At 56.3% G+C, this 17,987-nt stretch carries 13 protein-coding genes; 8 read left to right on the top strand and 5 right to left on the bottom strand.

Annotation, left to right across the window (positions count from 1 at the left end):
- Window positions 1–117 precede the first annotated feature (117 nt).
- Window positions 118–2,010, top strand: coding sequence for a penicillin-binding protein 2 (mrdA, locus tag HBN68_RS03510; protein ID WP_169962672.1), 1,893 nt, complete (start codon window positions 118–120; stop codon window positions 2,008–2,010).
- Between the two features lie 67 nt (window positions 2,011–2,077).
- On the opposite strand, the gene HBN68_RS03505 is transcribed toward mrdA, so the two are convergent.
- Complete coding sequence (locus HBN68_RS03505) at window positions 2,078–4,132, bottom strand: c-type cytochrome (protein WP_169962670.1); 2,055 nt, start codon at window positions 4,130–4,132, stop codon at window positions 2,078–2,080.
- Between the two features lie 277 nt (window positions 4,133–4,409).
- On the opposite strand from HBN68_RS03505, the gene HBN68_RS03500 reads away from it, so the two are divergent.
- A complete protein-coding gene (locus tag HBN68_RS03500; protein ID WP_094994359.1) occupies window positions 4,410–5,405 on the top strand; it encodes a GlxA family transcriptional regulator in 996 nt (331 codons plus the stop codon).
- 39 nt (window positions 5,406–5,444) lie between these two features.
- Here the strand turns inward: HBN68_RS03500 and HBN68_RS03495 are convergent, their stop codons facing one another.
- Window positions 5,445–6,791, bottom strand: a complete 1,347-nt coding sequence (locus tag HBN68_RS03495; protein ID WP_169962668.1) for an MFS transporter — start codon at window positions 6,789–6,791, stop codon at window positions 5,445–5,447.
- 189 nt (window positions 6,792–6,980) lie between these two features.
- Window positions 6,981–8,192: a M24 family metallopeptidase gene (locus HBN68_RS03490; RefSeq protein ID WP_169962666.1), complete on the bottom strand. Its 1,212-nt coding sequence runs from the start codon at window positions 8,190–8,192 to the stop codon at window positions 6,981–6,983.
- A gap of 332 nt (window positions 8,193–8,524) precedes the next feature.
- On the opposite strand from HBN68_RS03490, the gene HBN68_RS03485 reads away from it, so the two are divergent.
- Entirely contained in the window at window positions 8,525–9,778 is a 1,254-nt protein-coding gene (locus HBN68_RS03485) for a ferredoxin reductase family protein (protein ID WP_094994362.1), read from the top strand.
- 117 nt (window positions 9,779–9,895) lie between these two features.
- Entirely contained in the window at window positions 9,896–10,342 is a 447-nt protein-coding gene (locus HBN68_RS03480; RefSeq protein WP_169962664.1) for a YqaA family protein, read from the top strand.
- Here the strand turns inward: HBN68_RS03480 and HBN68_RS03475 are convergent.
- Window positions 10,329–11,465, bottom strand: a complete 1,137-nt coding sequence (locus HBN68_RS03475; protein ID WP_169962662.1) for a metallophosphoesterase — start codon at window positions 11,463–11,465, stop codon at window positions 10,329–10,331. The two genes, HBN68_RS03480 and HBN68_RS03475, sit on opposite strands and share 14 nt — an antisense overlap.
- 912 nt (window positions 11,466–12,377) lie before the next feature.
- On the opposite strand from HBN68_RS03475, the gene HBN68_RS03470 reads away from it, so the two are divergent.
- The 3 genes from HBN68_RS03470 to HBN68_RS03460 all read left to right on the top strand — a co-directional run bounded on the left by HBN68_RS03470 (window position 12,378) and on the right by HBN68_RS03460 (window position 15,688).
- On the top strand, window positions 12,378–13,646 hold the full coding sequence (locus HBN68_RS03470) for an alpha-xenorhabdolysin family binary toxin subunit A (RefSeq protein ID WP_094994365.1): 1,269 nt from the start codon (window positions 12,378–12,380) through the stop codon (window positions 13,644–13,646).
- An 18-nt stretch (window positions 13,647–13,664) separates the two neighbouring features.
- Window positions 13,665–14,624 carry an alpha-xenorhabdolysin family binary toxin subunit B gene (locus HBN68_RS03465; protein WP_169962661.1) on the top strand — a complete coding sequence of 320 codons (960 nt, stop codon included), beginning with the start codon at window positions 13,665–13,667 and terminating at the stop codon, window positions 14,622–14,624.
- A 122-nt stretch (window positions 14,625–14,746) separates the two neighbouring features.
- On the top strand, window positions 14,747–15,688 hold the full coding sequence (locus HBN68_RS03460) for a hypothetical protein (RefSeq protein ID WP_169962659.1): 942 nt from the start codon (window positions 14,747–14,749) through the stop codon (window positions 15,686–15,688).
- A 211-nt stretch (window positions 15,689–15,899) separates the two neighbouring features.
- Here the strand turns inward: HBN68_RS03460 and nikR are convergent, their stop codons facing one another.
- Window positions 15,900–16,322 (bottom strand): nickel-responsive transcriptional regulator NikR, encoded by a 423-nt coding sequence (nikR, locus tag HBN68_RS03455; RefSeq protein WP_094994368.1) that lies wholly within the window; start codon window positions 16,320–16,322, stop codon window positions 15,900–15,902.
- A 104-nt stretch (window positions 16,323–16,426) separates the two neighbouring features.
- On the opposite strand from nikR, the gene nikA reads away from it, so the two are divergent.
- Window positions 16,427–17,986, top strand: a complete 1,560-nt coding sequence (gene nikA / locus HBN68_RS03450; protein ID WP_262373408.1) for a nickel ABC transporter substrate-binding protein — start codon at window positions 16,427–16,429, stop codon at window positions 17,984–17,986.
- Window position 17,987 lies beyond the last annotated feature (1 nt).

Here is a 17,987-nt window from a genome sequence, read left to right as displayed (position 1 = left end):
TGTTGCAAAGCGGATTAATACCCAACGTGCTGGTAAGGTGTGCGCCGACTTTTCGCCGCCTGCCGCACCTTGCGCAGGCGGCTGCATTTCCGTTTTTTGATGTGAGGCACCCCAACCATGCCCGAGCCGATCCCGCTCAAAGATCACGACACCGAGAAACGGCTGGTCAATAAAAGACTTATCGCGTGCGCTGCATTGGTACTGGCGATCAGTTGCGCGCTGGTGGGCAGGATGTATTTCCTGCAAGTCACCGAGTTCGACTACAACTCCACTGTTTCCGAAAACAACCGCGTGCATGTGTTGCCGATCCCGCCCGAACGCGGCTTTATCTATGACCGCAATGGCGTGTTGCTTGCCGATAACCAGCCCAGTTTCAACATGACCCTGACCCGCGAACGTGCGGGCGATACCAGCAAGGTGCTGGATTCAGTGATCAGCATCCTGCATTTGCCCGACGAAGAGCGCGCCGTATTTGCCAAAGCGATGAAACAGGCACGTCACCCGTTCGACCCGTCCACCCTGCTTTACGACTTGACGGAAGAACAGATCGCGCTGCTGGCCGTCAATCAGTACCGCTTGCCGGGTATCGATGTGGAGGCGCAGTTTGTCCGCCACTACCCTCAGGGCGATCATTTTGCGCATTCGGTGGGTTATGTTGGGCGCATCAACGAGAAAGAAACCAAGCAACTGGACCCCACCGAATACCGGGGCACGCAGTCGATTGGCAAGACAGGTATTGAACGTTTTTACGAACCGGAGCTGCACGGCAAAGTCGGCTTTGAAGAAGTCGAAACCAATGCCCAGGGTCGGGTCATGCGGGTGCTGCGCCACACCGATGCGGTGCCTGGCAAGAACATTGTGCTCAGCCTCGACATCAAGTTGCAGCAAGCAGCCGAAGCAGCCCTTGGCGACCGCCGAGGCTCGATCATCGCCATTGACCCGAAAACCGGTGAAGTGTTGGCAATGGTGAGCAAACCAAGTTTCGACCCCAACCTGTTCGTCACCGGCATCAGCACCAAAGACTATTCCGGTTTACGCGATTCCATCGACAAACCCTTGTTCAACCGGGCACTGCGCGGCCTGTATGCGCCTGGCTCGACCATCAAGCCTGAAGTCGCTATCGCCGGACTCGACAGTGGTGTGATTTCGGCCTCTACCCGGGTGTTCGACCCCGGCTATTTCCAACTGCCGAACGTCGATCACAAGTACCGCAACTGGAACCACAGCGGTGATGGTTGGGTGGACTTGAATGCTGCAATCATGCGTTCAAACGACACGTACTTCTATGATCTCGCGTCAAAACTGGGCATTGACCGCATGCACGACTATTTGTCGATGTTTGGCGTGGGGCAGAAAGTGTCGCTGGATATGTTCGAAGAATCGTCTGGCCTCATGCCGTCGCGTGAATGGAAACGCACGACCCGGCGCCAAGCCTGGTTCCCGGGCGAAACGGTGATCTTGGGAATTGGTCAGGGCTACATGCAGGTCACGCCTTTGCAGCTGGCACAGGCCACTGCGCTGATTGCCAATAAAGGTGTGTGGAACCGCCCGCATCTGGCACGCACCATCGACGGCGCGCCCCCGGTGGATGAACACCCGATGCCCGATATCGTGCTGCATGACCCCAAAGAATGGGACCAGGTCAACCATGCCATGCAACTGGTGATGCACGATGCGCGGGGTATCGCCCGTGCTTCAGCAGCCGGCGCGCAATACCGGATTGCCGGCAAGAGCGGTACGGCGCAAGTGGTGGCGATCAAGCAAGGTGAGCGTTACAACCGCTTGAAAACCGCTGAACGCAACCGCGACAACGCCTTGTTTGTGGGGTTTGCCCCGGCTGAAGACCCGCAGATCGTGATCTCGGTAATGATCGAAAACGGCGAAGCGGGTGGCCGTGTTGCAGGGCCGGTGGTGCGCCAGGTGATGGATGCGTGGCTGCTCGACAGTCAGGGCGGGCTGAAACCGCAATATGCCAGCCCGCAGGTTAAACACGGTAACCCGCATGTGTGAGTGACCGTTCCAGCTTCACCCCGGCACTCTTCCTGAGGAAGAGGCTCGGGGTGAGGCCGTGTTGAGCTTAATACCGCGCATCCGCAGGCTTGCCGCCATTAGGCCAGTCCTTGACCTTGTCCGGGAAGTCCGGCCGCGGCTGATGGGAGAAATACTCCGCCACATCCACTGCGTCCTGATCCGACAACCCACCCTGCCCCAACGGGAACCGCTCATGGAACCCAATCGGCATGTTGCGTTTGACAAACGCCGCAGCGGTGTAGGTACGCGCCATACCGGCGCCGATGTTGAAGGACTCCTCGCCCCATAACGGCGGGAAGATAAAGCTGCCGTCAGCGTGTTTCAAACCTTGGCCCTGATCGCCGTGACACACCGCGCATTGCTGGGCGTAGACCGCTTTGCCGTTGGCAGGGTCAGGCTGGATCGCCGGATCAACCTTGCCCACCCCTCGCCCCGCCACCTTATCGCCGGGCGCCGTGTTCATTTTCATCCAGTCAAAATACGCGACCATGGCCTGCATGTCGGGGGATGTCACGGGCAGCGGCTTGCCGTCCATGGAACGACGGAAACAGCCATTGATGCGATCTTCCAGCGTGATCTGTTTGCCTGCGCGCGGCGCATAACCGGGGAAGAATGCCGAGACACCAATAAACGGCGAACCGTCCGCTACCGTGCCCGCGTTCAAGTGGCAACTGGTGCAGTTCAGCGCATTGCCCACGTTGTCCGGTAACAAGGCTTTGGTTTGCAGGTGCAGGCGCATGCCGCGCACCACTTGATCGGCATTCGACGCTGTCAGCAGGTTGGCCAGGCGCGGTGTGACAAAGGCCGAGGCGTTCGCGGTGTCCGGGTTCAACTGTTTGCGCAGGCTGGCCACTTGCGCGGGGTTGATCGCCGGTGCGTCATTGCCCCAACTGCTGCGTACAAAACTCAGGATCTCGGCAATCTCGTCATCGGCCAGCCGGGCAAATCCGGGCATGGTCCAGACCCGCGGATGGGTTGCAGTCTCGGCGGTTTGCCAGCCGGTCAGGGTGATATGCAGCAAGGAGGTCGGGTTGGCCGCCGTGATGCCGGGGTTGCCGTTAAGCGGTGGGAACATGCCTTTGACCCCGCCGCCGTCCGGACGATGGCAGTCCGCGCAAAATTGCGTGTAACCAAGGCCGCCCCGGGTGGTGAACAGCGTATCTGGCGCTTTGGCGGGCTCATGGGCCACTGCCGGCATGGGCAAGTCATCCTTGCCTGCGGGCAATGACTTCAGGTAACTGGCAATCGCCGTCAGGTCCGCCTCGCTGAAATGTTGGGTGCTGTGGTGGATCACGTCCGCCATGTTGCCTGACACCGTCGCAAAACGGTTTTGCCCGGTTTTGAGCAGTTGCACGGTGTCTTCTACGGTCCACAGGTTGCGCAAGCTCAACGCCCGCCAGGCTTCAACCGTCTCCCCGGCCAGGTAATGCTTGCCGCTGCTGCCCGCATCGCTGAGGGCTTTTTCCTGAAACGCCAGCCCCCGCGGGGTGTGGCACGATCCGCAATGCCCCAACCCTTGAACGAGGTAGGCACCGCGATTAAGGACCTCGCTTCTGGATGTGTCAGGCGTGAACGGCTGGTTGTCGACGAACATCCAGTTCCACAGCGTCAGGCCCCAGCGCTGATTGAACGGGAAGCTCATGTCGGACTCACGGTTCGCCTGTTTGACGGGGGACATGCCCTGCAACAGGTACGCGTACAGCGCGCGCATGTCGTCATCACTCATTTTGGCGTACGACGGGTACGGCATGGCCGGGTAGAGATTCTGGCCCGCCGGGGTCACGCCTTGACGCATCACGTTGTCAAACTGTTCAAAACTGTACTGACCAATCCCTGTCTCGGGGTCCGGCGTGATGTTGGTGGAATAGATCGTGCCCATGGGCGTTTTCAGCTCCAGCCCACCGGCCATGACGGCCCCGCCCTTGGCGGTGTGGCAGGCAATACAGTCACCGAGCTGCGCCACGTACTGGCCGCGCTGCACAACATCGGGGTCGGGAGGCTGAGCGGCGGCAGTTGCCGGGATCGGCTCGCTGGCGGACGTGTAGCAGGCGTAAAGAAACGTCAGGCCGACCGTGGCCAGACGCGCAAACTTGAAAACCATGGCGATATTCCTTTAAGGCACCGGCTTGGGGTGGTCCCCTCGGCACGGGCCGTGCTCGTTTTTTGTTATGAACTCCTCACACTGATCTTGTAACCGCTTTTGCACCCGCCGCCCTTGACCCGGATCATGCAGGCACACTGGCATGAGCATTGCTTTGTTGCTCTTTACTGCGCCCCTCGCGCAGAAACGCCTCGGCCCCGGTCATGGCGCACGTTCTGCGAGGGCTGCGGGAACCCCGACGCTAGACGCGTCCTGGATCGTTAAGAGGAAACGTTAGATGGCAAGGTCTGTAGCAGATCCGGCGGTCAGTCATGCGCCCACAAAAACCGTGGGTTTACTGGTGATACCAAACTTCACCACCATTGGCTTTGCGTCCACGATTGAAACCTTGCGCATGGCCAATATGGCTGCTCGCCGCGACATGTTTCGAACCCTCATCATCGGCCCTGGCCTGGAACCCGTGACCGCCAGCAATGGCATGCGCATTCTGCCGGACTGCGCGATGCAAGACGCCCCCAAGCTGGACATCCTGCTGGTGGTAGGCGCCAATCCGATCGTGTCCCACCTCAGCAGTCGTCCGTTGCTCAATTGGCTGCGCAAACTGGCGCACGAGCACGTTGTACTGGGCGGCATTTGCACGGGCAGTTACTGGTTGGCCCGTGCGGGGTTGCTCAAGGGGTATCGCTGCACCATTCACTGGGAAGACATCGAAACCCTCAAGGACCACTTCCCGGGGATCATCATTTCCAATCAACTGTTCGAGCTTGATCGCGACCGTTACACCTGTTCGGGGGGCGTCGCGTCGATGGACATGACCTTGCAATTGATCGCCCGCGAACCCGGCGGCCGGGAGATTGCAGCCCATGCGGCGGAGTTGCTGCTGTGTGATCGGGCCCGCAGTGCCCAGGAGCAACAGCGCGTGCCGTTGCGCCAGAAGCTGGGGACCTCGCAACCCAAACTCAGCCAAGTGGTGGCGATCATGGAAGCCAATCTGGAAGAACCGGTAAGCCTGGAAGAACTGGCGCGCTTGAACGAAGTGTCGATACGCCAGCTGGAACGCCTGTTTCACAAGCATTTGCAGCGCACCCCCAGCCAGTACTATTTGGAGCTGCGTCTGGCGCGGGCGCGCAGCCTGTTGCTGCGTAGCGAGTCACAAGTGCGCGACATCGCCCTGGCCTGCGGTTTTGTGTCGGCCGCGCACTTTTCCAAGTGCTACAGCCGACTGTTTGGGGTGTCGCCGATTGGTGATCGCAAGCAGGTTGCACTGCATTAATCGCTGAACCGTCATGAGCGAGCAAGCTCGCTCATGTGCTCAGTCCTGAAGGGCTTTGTGCGCTGTTTCGCGGCTGGCGAGCATGGCCACCAAGGCCACGGCGGCCGCTGCCAGCAAATACCACGCCGGGGCCATTTTGTTGCCCGTCATGTGAATGAGCCAGGTTGCAATGAAGGGCGCCGTGCCGCCAAACAACGCGTTGGCAATGTTGAAACTGAACGCAAAGCCGCTGAAGCGCACACGGGTGGGGAAGATTTCAGCCAGAAAGCACGGCAAAGTGCCGTCGTTCATGGCCAGGATGGCGCCGAAGGCAATTTGAATCATCAGAATCACGATCAAAGAACTGTTGCCCAACAAGCTGAACAGTGGAAACGTCAAGCCGAGAAACAACACGGAGGCCATCACCAGCATGGTCTTGCGCCCGAAACGGTCCGAGAGTTTGCCCATCAGGAAGATCAACCCGATATAAGTCGCCAGTGACACGGTGGAGGCAATAAAGGAATCACGTTCGCTCATGCCCATTTCCGTGGACAGGTACGTCGGCATGTAGCTGAGCAACAAGTAGAACGCCACCGCGTTCAGGCACGTCGCACCAATACCGATCATCACGCTGCGCCGGTGCACCGTCAGCAATTCACGAATCGGCGCGTGGGTGGCACATTCCTTGGCTTCCAGGCGTTGCTCCATTTCCAGAAACTTGGGCGAATCCTGCAAGCTCATACGGATGTAGCGCCCCACCAATCCAAACGGCGCAGCCAGTAAAAACGGCAAACGCCAGCCCCACTCGTGAAGCGTTTCGACGCTCATCCATTCATGTAACGCCGCTACAAACACTGCCCCGAACAGCAGACCGGCGGCGGTGCTGGCGGGCACGATGCTGGTGTACAACCCGCGTTTCCCCTCAGGGGCGTACTCCGCCAGAAACGCCGAGGCCCCAGCGTATTCACCCGAGGCCGAAAAACCCTGCACCAACCGGATCAACAACAGCAATGCTGGGGCCCATAATCCGATCAAGTCATAACCGGGCAGGATGCCAATGCAAAACGTGGACACGGTCATGATTAAAATTGACCAGGACAGCGCACTGCGGCGCCCGTACTTATCGCCAAAATGGCCCCATACCAGCCCGCCAACGGGGCGTACGACAAACGACAGCGCAAACACGGCGAAAGTGGCCAACAGCCCGGTTGCCGCATCGGTTTGCGGAAAAAACGTCAGGGCGATGATGGTGGCCAGATAACCGTAGGCTGCGTAGTCGAACCACTCGACAAAGTTGCCCATGAAACTGGCCGTGGCAGCACGGCGCAAGGCTTTGCGTTCGCTGCTCAGTTCGAGCTGCTGTTGGGTGGTAAGCGGTACGCTGAGGCTTGTACTTGGGATACTCATCGAGCACCTCCAGTGAGTGAGGTGCGGGAGGTAACGGCTTGGCAAAACGTCGGGACACAGGACATGACAACTACCCTCATTCTGGTTGTTCTAGGCAGGGGTAATGGGTCAAAACGCACTGCGCGTCTGGGCGCGCATGTGCCAGTACCGGTTGGCCGCTGCCTGAACCTCAGGCTGCGGCCGCCGGGTTTAACGCTTGATGATGTTGTGTTGCGGGCCATACGGGAAGTGCGTGATGTTTTCGCTGCCGTCAGCGGTGACGATCAGGATGTCGTGCTCGCGATAACCTCCGGCACCCGGACGGCCTTGCTCAATCATGATCATCGGCTCGATGGACACCACCATCCCTGGCTCCAGCACGGTGTCGATGTCTTCACGCAACTCCAACCCGGCTTCTCGTCCGTAATAGTGGCTCAGGGTGCCAAACGAGTGGCCGTAACCAAACGTGCGGTATTGAAGCAAATCGTGTTCCAGAAATATCTCATTGAGCTGCTGCGCGATGTCGCAGCAGCGCATGCCCGGTTTGATCAGCTTGAGCCCGGCCTCGTGAACCTTGACGTTAACCTCCCACATGCGCAGGTGTTCATCGGAGCAATGGTCGAGAAACAGCGTGCGCTCCAGTGCCGTGTAATACCCGGCAATCATCGGAAAGCAGTTGAGGCTCAAGATGTCCCCCTTGTTCACGCGGCGTGTGGTGACCGGGTTGTGCGCGCCATCGGTGTTGAGGCCTGACTGGAACCAGGTCCAGGTGTCCATCAACTCGGCATCCGGGAACGTGCGGGCGATTTCGCGCACCATGGCCTGGGTCGCATGCAATGCCACTTCGTACTCCGGCACCTGATCGCGCAACGCCTCAACGACCGCCGCGCCACCGATATCGGCAATCCGGGCGCCCTGCCGGATGATCGCGTGTTCTTCGGCCGACTTGATCATGCGCATCCGCATGCAGGGCGCGGCAATGTCCACCAGTTGCGCGTCCAGGTAGCGGCCCGCCAGTTTGTCGCGGTTGAGCAGATTAAGGTGATCGAACTCGACACCAATGCGCCCCGCGCGCGGCAGTGCCTGCTGGATGGCGACGAAGAAGTTGTCGCGCTGCCAGTCGGTGTACACGATGTTTTCGGTGCCCACGGTGCGGCGCCAAGGCTGGCCGCCGTCAATGTTGGCGCTGATGGTCACAACCTTGTCCTGGGTCACCACCAACCCATAATTGCGTCCGAAGGAGCAATACAGAAAGTCGCTGTAATAATTGATGTTGTGGTACGAGGTAAACACCGCCGCGTCGATGTCGTGCTTGGCCATGTAGGCCCGCAGCTTGGCCTGACGGTTTGCATACTCATGAGCCGAGAAAGTCGGGGTCACTTTTTCGCCGTTTTTGATCTGAAGGGTTTTGGGCATGTGCATGGCATTTACCTGTGTCTGCGTCGAGGATCAAAAGCCGCCAGCGGGCGGGTCGTTGAGGGTCATTCGAACAGAAGCCAACGCGCTTTTTTTGCGCGAATCCGACCTGTAATTGGTCAGATCCGCTCTCATCCGTTGTCGCGGCGAAACCGGTTGAAACCGACCGCCATTGCACAGCCTGGGCAAGGCATTGGGTGCAGTGCGATTAATTGCCCCCGGCCTGACCGGGATCACGGGCGTCTTCACGCATCCCGCTATACTCCGGGCGGCCTGAATCCCCAAGGAAGGACGGATTTGAGCCTTGACCCTAACGCTTTGATGATTGGAGGAAACCCGTGAAGAACTGGCACTGCCTCGTCGGTATCTTGCTGATCACCGCACTGACACTGTTGCTGGAGATACCTGCCGACACCTGGCTGACCTCGGCCACGCTGAGCTTGATCCTCGGCACCACGGCCCTCGCGTACATGGCCGTTTCCTGCCTGTTGGCCAGCCGATGGCGAGGGGTAGAAAATCTGTTTGGCGGCTTGGACCGCGTCTATGACACACATAAATGGTTGGGGATCTGGGCGCTGGTGTTCGCGTCCTATCACTTCGTATTCAAAGCCAATCTGGACGTGTGGAACAGCGTGCCCATTCTGGAAATGTCCAAATACTGGACGCGCATGGTGCGCCAACTGAGTTACGTGGCGCTGGGCATGATCGTGCTGCTCGCCCTGAACCGCAATATCCCCTACAGCGTATGGCGTTGGTGGCACAAACTGTCCGGGCCACTGTTTCTGATCGTCATCCTGCACTGGCTCAGCTTCAAGTCCCCCATCACCCTGTTCAGCCCTGTCGGCATCTGGCTAAGCGTGCTCTGCGGCCTGGGCGTGGCGGCGGCGCTTTACAAGCTCCTGCTCTACCCGTTTGTGGCCCGTGCCGGGGAATACAAAGTGATCAACGTGCGCAACGATAAAGGCGCGCTGCACCTGACCTTCGCCCCAATCGGCAAGGGCTTTGCCTTCAAGGCCGGGCAGTTTGCGTTCCTGTCCTTTAAAGAAAAGGGCCTGCGCGAACCTCACCCTTTCACCATCGCCTGCGCCCACCGCGAAAACGGCCAGCTGGACTTTGTCATCCGGGCCTTGGGCGACTACACCAAAGCCCTGCATGACCAGGTGAAGATCGGCATGGTGGCCGACATCTATGCGCCCTACGGCCGCTTCAAACGCCCGGTCCGGGCAGCAAAAGAAATCTGGATTGGCGCCGGTGTCGGTATCTCGCCCTTTATCGCCTGGCTGCAAGACACCCACGGCGAGCACTTTGACAAAGCAACCCTGATTTACTGCTTCAACCCTGCTCGCGCCTTCCCGCCTGCCGAAGAGTTACAGAGCGTTGCCCAGCAACGTGGCGTGCACTTTTTGGCCAACAGCGGCGGCACAGAACAACTGGCCGATCACCTGCGCCAGTGCTTGAAGGGCGCCGCGCCCGAGACCGTGCATATCAGCTTCTGCGGACCAAAAGGGCTGCTGCAGCGGGTGCGCGAATTGATGCGTGATTGCGGCGTGCCGGAGCAGAATTTGCACGTGGAGTTGTTTGAGTTCCGCTGATCTGGCCTAGACAGGAGGCGCTGCCCTGGCAGCGCCTTTTTTATGGGCAGGCCAGGCGATTGATGTTAAAAAGCCGCCCACTGCTATCCCGTGCATAGCTTTCAGAGCCACACTCACGTGTTCGAATTAACCAGTTACATCGGACTGTTCATTGCCGCCTTTGGTGCAGCGTCATTGTTGCCGATGCAATCTGAAGCGGTGCTGGTGAGCATGTTGTGGTCAGGGCAGTACAGTGTGGCGCTGCTGTTGCTGGTGGCCACGGCTGGCAATGTGCTGGGGTCGGTGCTCAATTGGCTGCTGGGGCGTTCGGTCGAGCGGTTTCGTCACAAACGCTGGTTTCCTGTAACCGCGGCCAAGCTGGAGAAAGCACAGCGTTTTTACCGGCGTTATGGGCGCTGGTCGTTGCTGTTGAGCTGGGTACCGGTCATTGGCGATCCTTTGACGTTGATCGCCGGGGTGATGCGCGAACCGCTTTGGCGCTTTTTGCTGATTGTGACGCTGGCCAAAGGGGTTCGCTATGCACTGTTAAGCGCCCTGACGCTGGGGTGGATCAATGCTGGATAGCGGGCGCGCGCAAGGTGATCTGCGTGATTTCTGCCGGGCGCCCCAACCGGATCGGAAAGCCGTTCCACAACCCGGTGCCGTTGCTGACATAAAGTTGCATGCCTTCCACGTCATAAAGGCCTGACACAAACCCCTGATTGGCCCATTGCGCCAACAGGTGCGCGCCAAGGATCTGGCCGCCATGGGTGTGCCCCGACAGTTGCAGGTCAACACCCTGCCTGGCATTGGCCACGGCACCAATTGGCCGATGGCTAAGCAGAATCACCGGCGCGTGCTCGGGGGCATCGCGCAAGGCCGTGGCTACGTCGGGCAGTGGCAGCCTGAGCGGTGCAGCCGCCTTATCGGTGATGCCGGCCACCAACAGTTGACCGCCGTTATGGGTTACCAGCACGTGACGGTTGAGCAGCATCTGCAATCCCAACTGCTCAAACACCGGCAACCAGCGCACGTAATCGACGTAGTACTCATGGTTACCCGCGATGGCGAACACCCCATAGCGGGCGCGCAATTGTTGCAGCGGTTGCACATCGTTGGCGCGCGCTTGCGGGGAGCCGTCCACCAGATCGCCGGTGATCAGAATGAGGTCAGGTTGCAGAGCGTTAGTCTTATCCACCACCGCCTGCATCCACGGTGCTTGCAGCAATCGGCTGGCGTGCAAGTCCGTCAATTGCACAATGCGCAACCCGTCCATTTCCTGCGGCAAATGCGCCAAGGTGATTTCGATGCTTTTGATGTCCGGGACACGAATCGACTGCCACACACCCAGTAACGCCAAGCCGACACTGAGGATGCCCAACGCCGCATTAAGGCGCCGATTGCGCAGCAGTTCACGGCCACGTTGACGAGAGACCAGCCACGTCAACAGGCCCAGCACATCGCGCGCCAACAGCAGCAGCGCCAGTACGATAAGGCTGCCAAACGCCCAACCCAATGCCATCAGTACCTCGCCGGGTATTTCGGGCGAAGCCATGCTGCCAAACATATTTCGGGTAATCAGATGATGCTCGGCCACCAGCAACAGCAACACGCCCAGCACGCATTTGCTGAGGGTACTGACCCGTAGCGGCCAAATGAAACGCCCGATGACGTACAACGCGATAAATGCAGTGACCCCATGAAACATGCTTTATTCCCTGTCAAAACGTGATGGACAACTTCAGACGTGTCGACCCTGCCCATTGGGCCATGACTCCCTTTGCCTAGGCGCCATCCGTAACGGCCTGGCGAGGCGTTCCACCGCGTCAAACTGCGACCCTCTCGCAAAAAACTTAGACGGTGTTGCTCACCCATGGACATGGGGACGCAATGCCCGGAACGCCCTCATCAGGAGGCCCGACGCAACAGGCGTTACGGCCCGCCACCATCGGGCAGATCGGAGGAAAGCCGCTCAATCTCGACTTTTCCATAATTGATCTCCAGAAACGTCCTACAGTCTGCCTGAAACTTCTTGTCATAGGGTATTCGTGCAGCTGACAACCCTGGCAGATAAGAATCGTCAGCCCCCTATAACCACTGAGTAATTCTGTTCACGTTTTTTTATGCAAGACCGCTCGCTACCTTGTTTGGAGCTTGCAGAAGACACCCTGGCCTCAAAACCCTGTTATTTCGTTCAGGTTCTACTCAATAAATAAGCACCCAACATTTTACTCCTTAAGCCAAGAACCGATAGTTGAGGTGATTTTCACGCGGCTTCGTCAGCCCTTGTCATCACCTAACTTAATTTATAACTCCCTAGTACGTAGGAAGTGTCATGTCCAGGCGTAGCCACTTCAGAAAAACAACGTTATCAACTAATTTTGCAGCGTGAGATTTACAGCACTGCAAAAATATTACCTTCTCATTCAATGATTTGACACAACTAAGCGGCAACGCTCCATGCTGTCTATACATCCAAGGCATCTACCACCGCGCAACGGTGACGCGGTGGCATTTATATAGACGTGATCTAGAGTTCAATTAACACATTAAAACAACTGCAACCCAAACCTTATTTATACCTCCATCACCCGCCTGTCAGAATACGCTAAGGCTAACTATGAACCCCAATACAGCAACAGAAAATACGGTTAAAAACCTCTCTTATGAAGAGATTATTTATCAAGCACAAAACGCACCTAAAGTACTAACCAGCGTTTCCGCAGCCGATCAGGATGACGTCAGTCGAGCGCCTGGACTTTTACTCACAAAAGAGGAAATCATCAGCATCAAACGGTATGAAGCGGCCGCCTTGGAATTACCGAGCACGCTTGAAGATGTACAGAACTATCTAAACTACGGTGACGTGAATGACGTTGGTCCTGGCCTTGAATACAAAAACTTCCTGGACCTGTTCACCCTTACACGTAACCATGCCTTGCAGTGGTCTCCGCTGTATGACGAGATGAAGCTCACTGGCACCAAGCTCAGGATCTTTGCTCATAGCATGAGTGTCTATGGCGATTCTATAACTCAGCTCTATGACGGCATTCTCTCTGTCAAAAAACTTGAAAAACTCCTTGAAGTCAATCAGGTCGAAACGCTCGCCCAGTTAAAAGAAATCGAGGTTAATTCAGGTGAGAAATTTCCCGACATAGAACTTGAAAAAGACACCAAAAAAAATCTGGGCAGCTATTTGTCCACGATATTCGACAAAGTCAAGAACAACCTGGAAGACACCCAGAACGTCCACAAAGAACTCACCGATTTCAGCGACACCTTACACAATCGCGTAGTACCCAAAATAAAAACGCAATTACAACTGGTCAGTAACAATTCGGTCCAGGCCGACATTGAAGTCCTTAAAAGCGCAATTGACGCACGCTCTTTGCTCATTGATGAAAAAAGCAAAGAGTACAAAGCACTGGTAGAAAAATCGATCAGCAATGCGCTGTCTTTTAACTTGCCAGGCCTTGTAATGGGCATCTATGTAGGCGTCGAGGCGGACGGGGTCAGGGTCGAACGCAACCGATTATCTGAAGCACAAAAACTCGACATTGAAAAACTGAGCAAAAAAGACAAAACCCTTGCCTCCCTCCATCATATGAAACGGTACTTGCAAAACCTTCAACTTGTTACCTTTGACGCCGATGTGGCAACACAAAACCTAAGGCATGTCTGGAATGTCATATACCAATATGTAAAGCAATCGCAAAGTTCAATAGACACCATTAACGACGCCTTAAGCCTGGGGCTGTTTATGGCCGAATTCAAACTCGTCATTGACCCATGGAGGCACATTGAAAAAACAGCTGACATCTTCATTACTGTTTTTAAAGAGGCGGAAGAGGAATACAAAAAAAACTATATTAACGACAACCAACACTAACCCCCAAGGAAATGTAACATGACCACGACTACTTACCCTTCCGTTGACCTCACACTCATGGCGCAGAGCATCAGGTTGATGAGCGACCACGCCAGCAGTGCCGACGCCCTCTTTACAACACTTAATTACCTGCCAGCACTGCATGATCAATTTCAGACGTTAACGCTCAATATGAACAAGAGCGGCCAGGCGCTTCGTGACACCGCCCTCTCGGCAAAGATGGGCCTCGAAAAAAACATTAAAGAATTGAGCTATTTCGAGGCATCGTTAACCGGTGCGCGCACTGCGCAGGAAACAGCCGATACAAACACTGCACTGGCTAATCTACCGGCCAGAGTAAAATCCACTCTGTACGCGTCGACAGACGTACTGTCCCGTCAACTATCAAGCCTCAAAACGCCTTCAGTGCTGAATATGACGCAGGGCTACCTCGAAGAGTCTGAAAAGGATCTCGCTGACGCTAAAGCTGCCCTGGGTCTATTGAGTGAGCAAGAAGTAAAACTTCAAGAGCAGCGACAAACCCTTACCGCTGCCATTGATGTGCTCTCCCAGGGCGGCATTGAAAAAATTGGCAAGGACATAACGTTAACGCTGGAGAACATCACGGCGCTAGGACTTTCTCCTACTAACATACAAGCCGTCATGTTCGCGATCGAACAATTGAAAAAAACCATCGAACATATCGGTGAAAGCATTCGGTTTTTAGATTTGCTGCAACAACGAGACAGGCTGGTCACTAAAATTACAGCTCAACAAAAACTCATCACGCTTAAAAATGAACACGTCGTCTGCTTCAACGGCCAGATAAAATTCATCACCACCATCCATGCCATGCTCCCGCCATTGCAAGCGTTTGTTGGCGAATACCAGCGCATTATCGAGGCCTTTAAATTATTTACAACGCGCATTGACCTGGACCTTCCCGCAGAAGCACAACAATTTATTGAGTTTTTAACCCCTCTTTCAAAGCCTTGGTAAGGTGCAGCTCATCGAGCTGCTACTTTATTCGCCTTGGCAATAATTTTATTAAACGACTGTAGCTTTGCTCTGTGCCTGACGCCATAGCGAAGGGCAGTCGTTCTGCTGTTAGTGCCCCCCTAATGAATGACATATTAATCGAGGCGCACACCTGTGCTGCTTTAAAAGGTTACTTGTATTTTCTGAGCGAGTTCCCCGCTATTTCAGAGAAGATTCAAGCACGCTCAGATGCATACCGAAATAATGGCCATGAATTACGTTCTCCTCCTGATATGCCCGTACTGGCACGCACCGCATCGTCGAGTGAAAGTAATTGGCGAGCCATCCTCACATTGTTACCCGTACTGGGTAATATGGGCAGTCGACTATTCCGGCAACTACGGGATTTTGTGCAGACATTCGACCGCGAAGTGCACGCGCTCTCGAGTGCCGCAGAGAGCGCCTTGATCAAAGATCTTAATGCGCAACACTTCACACCTGTTTTATCAGGCACGCAAGAGCGCCTTGACCATACCGACATTGCGCACCTGCTGAAAAACCTGAGTTCACTGATTGAAGAATGTACCTTCACAGGCGTCACACTTGAGCAAATCGTTGAGGAAGACTCAAACCTCACCCACTCTTTTCTTACCCACTTCATTGATGCATTACGAACCGCTATCTGCGCCTGCCCCCCCTGCGTGTCGAAGTTCGAAATCTACTATTACGACGGCTTGTTCAGCACCGACATGATCGACAATCACCTGGCCCTGTATTGCCTGCCCGATGTCTGTACCAAACCCCACGACATTTATTTAAAAGCACTGCGCGAATTGCATGTGAACGCTCGCTTGGCAGGAAGCAGCCTGGGGTTTTTGTGCTCGCGCATGTTACTTTTCCTGAAGGATATTAACGGTGAAATAATATCCCTCCTCCCTGAAACACCTGTGCGACTGGCATGCACCACATTAAAACAGATCGATTATTTGCTCACAGATTTGAACAAGGTCAGTGACGCATTAATTTCACTCTCTTCAATATTAAATCCGTCGACGTCCATTACAAGCCCTACCAAAAAAACATGATCATAAGAAGCGCTCATCACGCATCACCGCTCCCCTCTCCCCTCTCCCACGTATTGATCGTGATGACCAATGCTGCATTGCAAACCTTTCAATGCGTTTTTAGCGTCTTCGCTGCTGTCCACTCTGGGGTTGGGTAGGCATTTAATGCTGATCGTAATGCCCAAGCCCATCCTTGGCTCCCATGCTCACGCCTCCACAGCCAACCTACCGATCAATGCGAATGGGGGTCGTCAATAACCGGCAACGGGATGATCTGTGCAGCGCCATGCCGCACGCCACGCTCAGCCATCACTTGACGCGCCAGCGTTGTGACCTCTTTGGCTGAACCCTTGAGCACCGACACTTCCATGCACCGGCCCTGATCGAGGTGCACGTGCAGCGTCGACAGCGTCAAGTCGTGATGTTCATGGAACACCGTGTTGAGCCGTTTAGGCAGCTCACGGGTGCCGTGGTCATACACATAGCTCAGGGTGGCAACGCAGCTGGCGTCGGGATGTGTGGCTTCGGGCTCCAGCAACCCGGCGCGCAACAAATCGCGAATCGCCTCGGATCGTCCTTGATAGCCATGGGTGGCGACGCGCTCATCAATGACGGCTAACAAGGCGTCGTCCAGAGAGATGGTGACTCTTTGCATGGATCTTGCCTCGCGTTTATGAACTTTTCACATAGACTTCATACCCGTTGCATGAAACCTAAAGTGCCATCATTAGAGGGAGCGCCAGTTTGAAGCAGCCGTCGATGAAAAAGAAGCTTGGCTTGTGGCTTATCAGCTGCTGCCTGTGCAGCGGTATCACCCCCACTCATGCCACGGACAATACTCCGACGCTTACCTACTCCTGGCCTGCCAATGCTGGGCCCCTTGACCCTCGGGGTTACTCGCCCAATCAGATGTATGCCCAGGCCATGGTCTATGAACCGCTGGTACGTTATACCCGGTCCGGGCAACTGGAACCCTGGCTCGCGACAGGCTGGAACGTGTCTGCCGACGGTAAGGTCTACACCTTCACCCTGCGCGAAGGTGTGACGTTCAGTGACGGCACCCCGTTCAACGCCGCAGCCGCCAAAGCCAACTTTGACGCGGTACTGGCCAATGCCAAACGCCATCAATGGATGGAACTGGTGAGTACTATAGACAGGGTTGAAGCACCGGACGCGCACACCCTGGTGCTGGTGCTCAAGCACCCCTACTACCCGACCCTGATGGAACTGGCGCAGGTGCGTCCGCTGCGTTTTGGTGCGCCGCACGCCCAAAAAGGTGCGCCCGTGGGTACCGGCCCCTGGACGCTGGTAGAAACCCGGCGCGGGGAATTCGATCGGTTTGCCCGCAACGATCAATACTGGGGCGAGAAACCCGCGTATGGCTCGGTGTTGGTGAAAGTCATCTCAGACCCTGACAGCCGCGCCATCGCCTTGCAAACGGGTGAAATCGACCTGATTCAGGGCGCCGACGGCGAGATTTCTTCCGGCACGTTCGTGCGCTTGCGCGACGCGGGCTTCAAGACTGCACTCTCGGCCCCCCTGGCAACCCGGCTGGTGGCGATGAACACTGCCCGCGTGCCGACCAACGATCTGGCGGTGCGCCAAGCAATCAATCAGGCCGTGGACAAAGACACCCTGATCGCCAAGGTGCTGTATGGCCTGGAGCCGCGCGCCGATGCGCTGTTTTCCAATAACCTGCCTTACACCGACCTCGGGCTCAAAGCACTGACCTTCGATCCGCAGAAGGCTCGCGAACGTTTGCAAGCGGCCGGCTGGACGCTGCCTGCTGGTAAATCGGTGCGGGAAAAGGACGGCCAACCGCTGAGCGTTGAGTTGGTGTTTCTGGGCACCAGCGCGCTGCAAAAAAGTCTGGCCGAGATCATTCAGGGAGAACTGGCCAAAGTCGGCATGCAGGTGCAATTGCGTGCGGAAGAAGACGGCGCGTTGGTACAGCGTCAGCGTGAAGGACGTTTTGGCATGATCTTCGCGGACACGTGGGGCGCACCGTATGACCCGCATTCTTTTGTCAGCTCGATGCGCTATGCCGGTCACGCCGATTACATGGCCCAGCGCGGCCTGCCGATGAAAGACGCCATCGACCGCAAGATCACCCAGGTACTGGGCGAAACCCGCGAGAAACAACGGGCCGAGGGTTACCGCGAGATCCTCACCACCCTGCAGGATCAGGCAGTGTATTTGCCAATTTCCTACCTCACGGCCATCAGTGTCAGCCGCAATAGCGTCGACAATGTGCAGTTTGGCAGCACGCTGTTTGATGTGCCGTTCGACGTCATGCGCCCAGCCAGCGGGAAGCCTTAAT

It is taken from the genome of Pseudomonas sp. WS 5078 (genome assembly GCF_012985745.1).
GTDB lineage: Bacteria > Pseudomonadota > Gammaproteobacteria > Pseudomonadales > Pseudomonadaceae > Aquipseudomonas > Aquipseudomonas lundensis_A.
The sequence above is the reverse complement of the archived record's forward strand: the minus strand, read 5'-3'. Positions and strand labels throughout refer to the sequence as shown.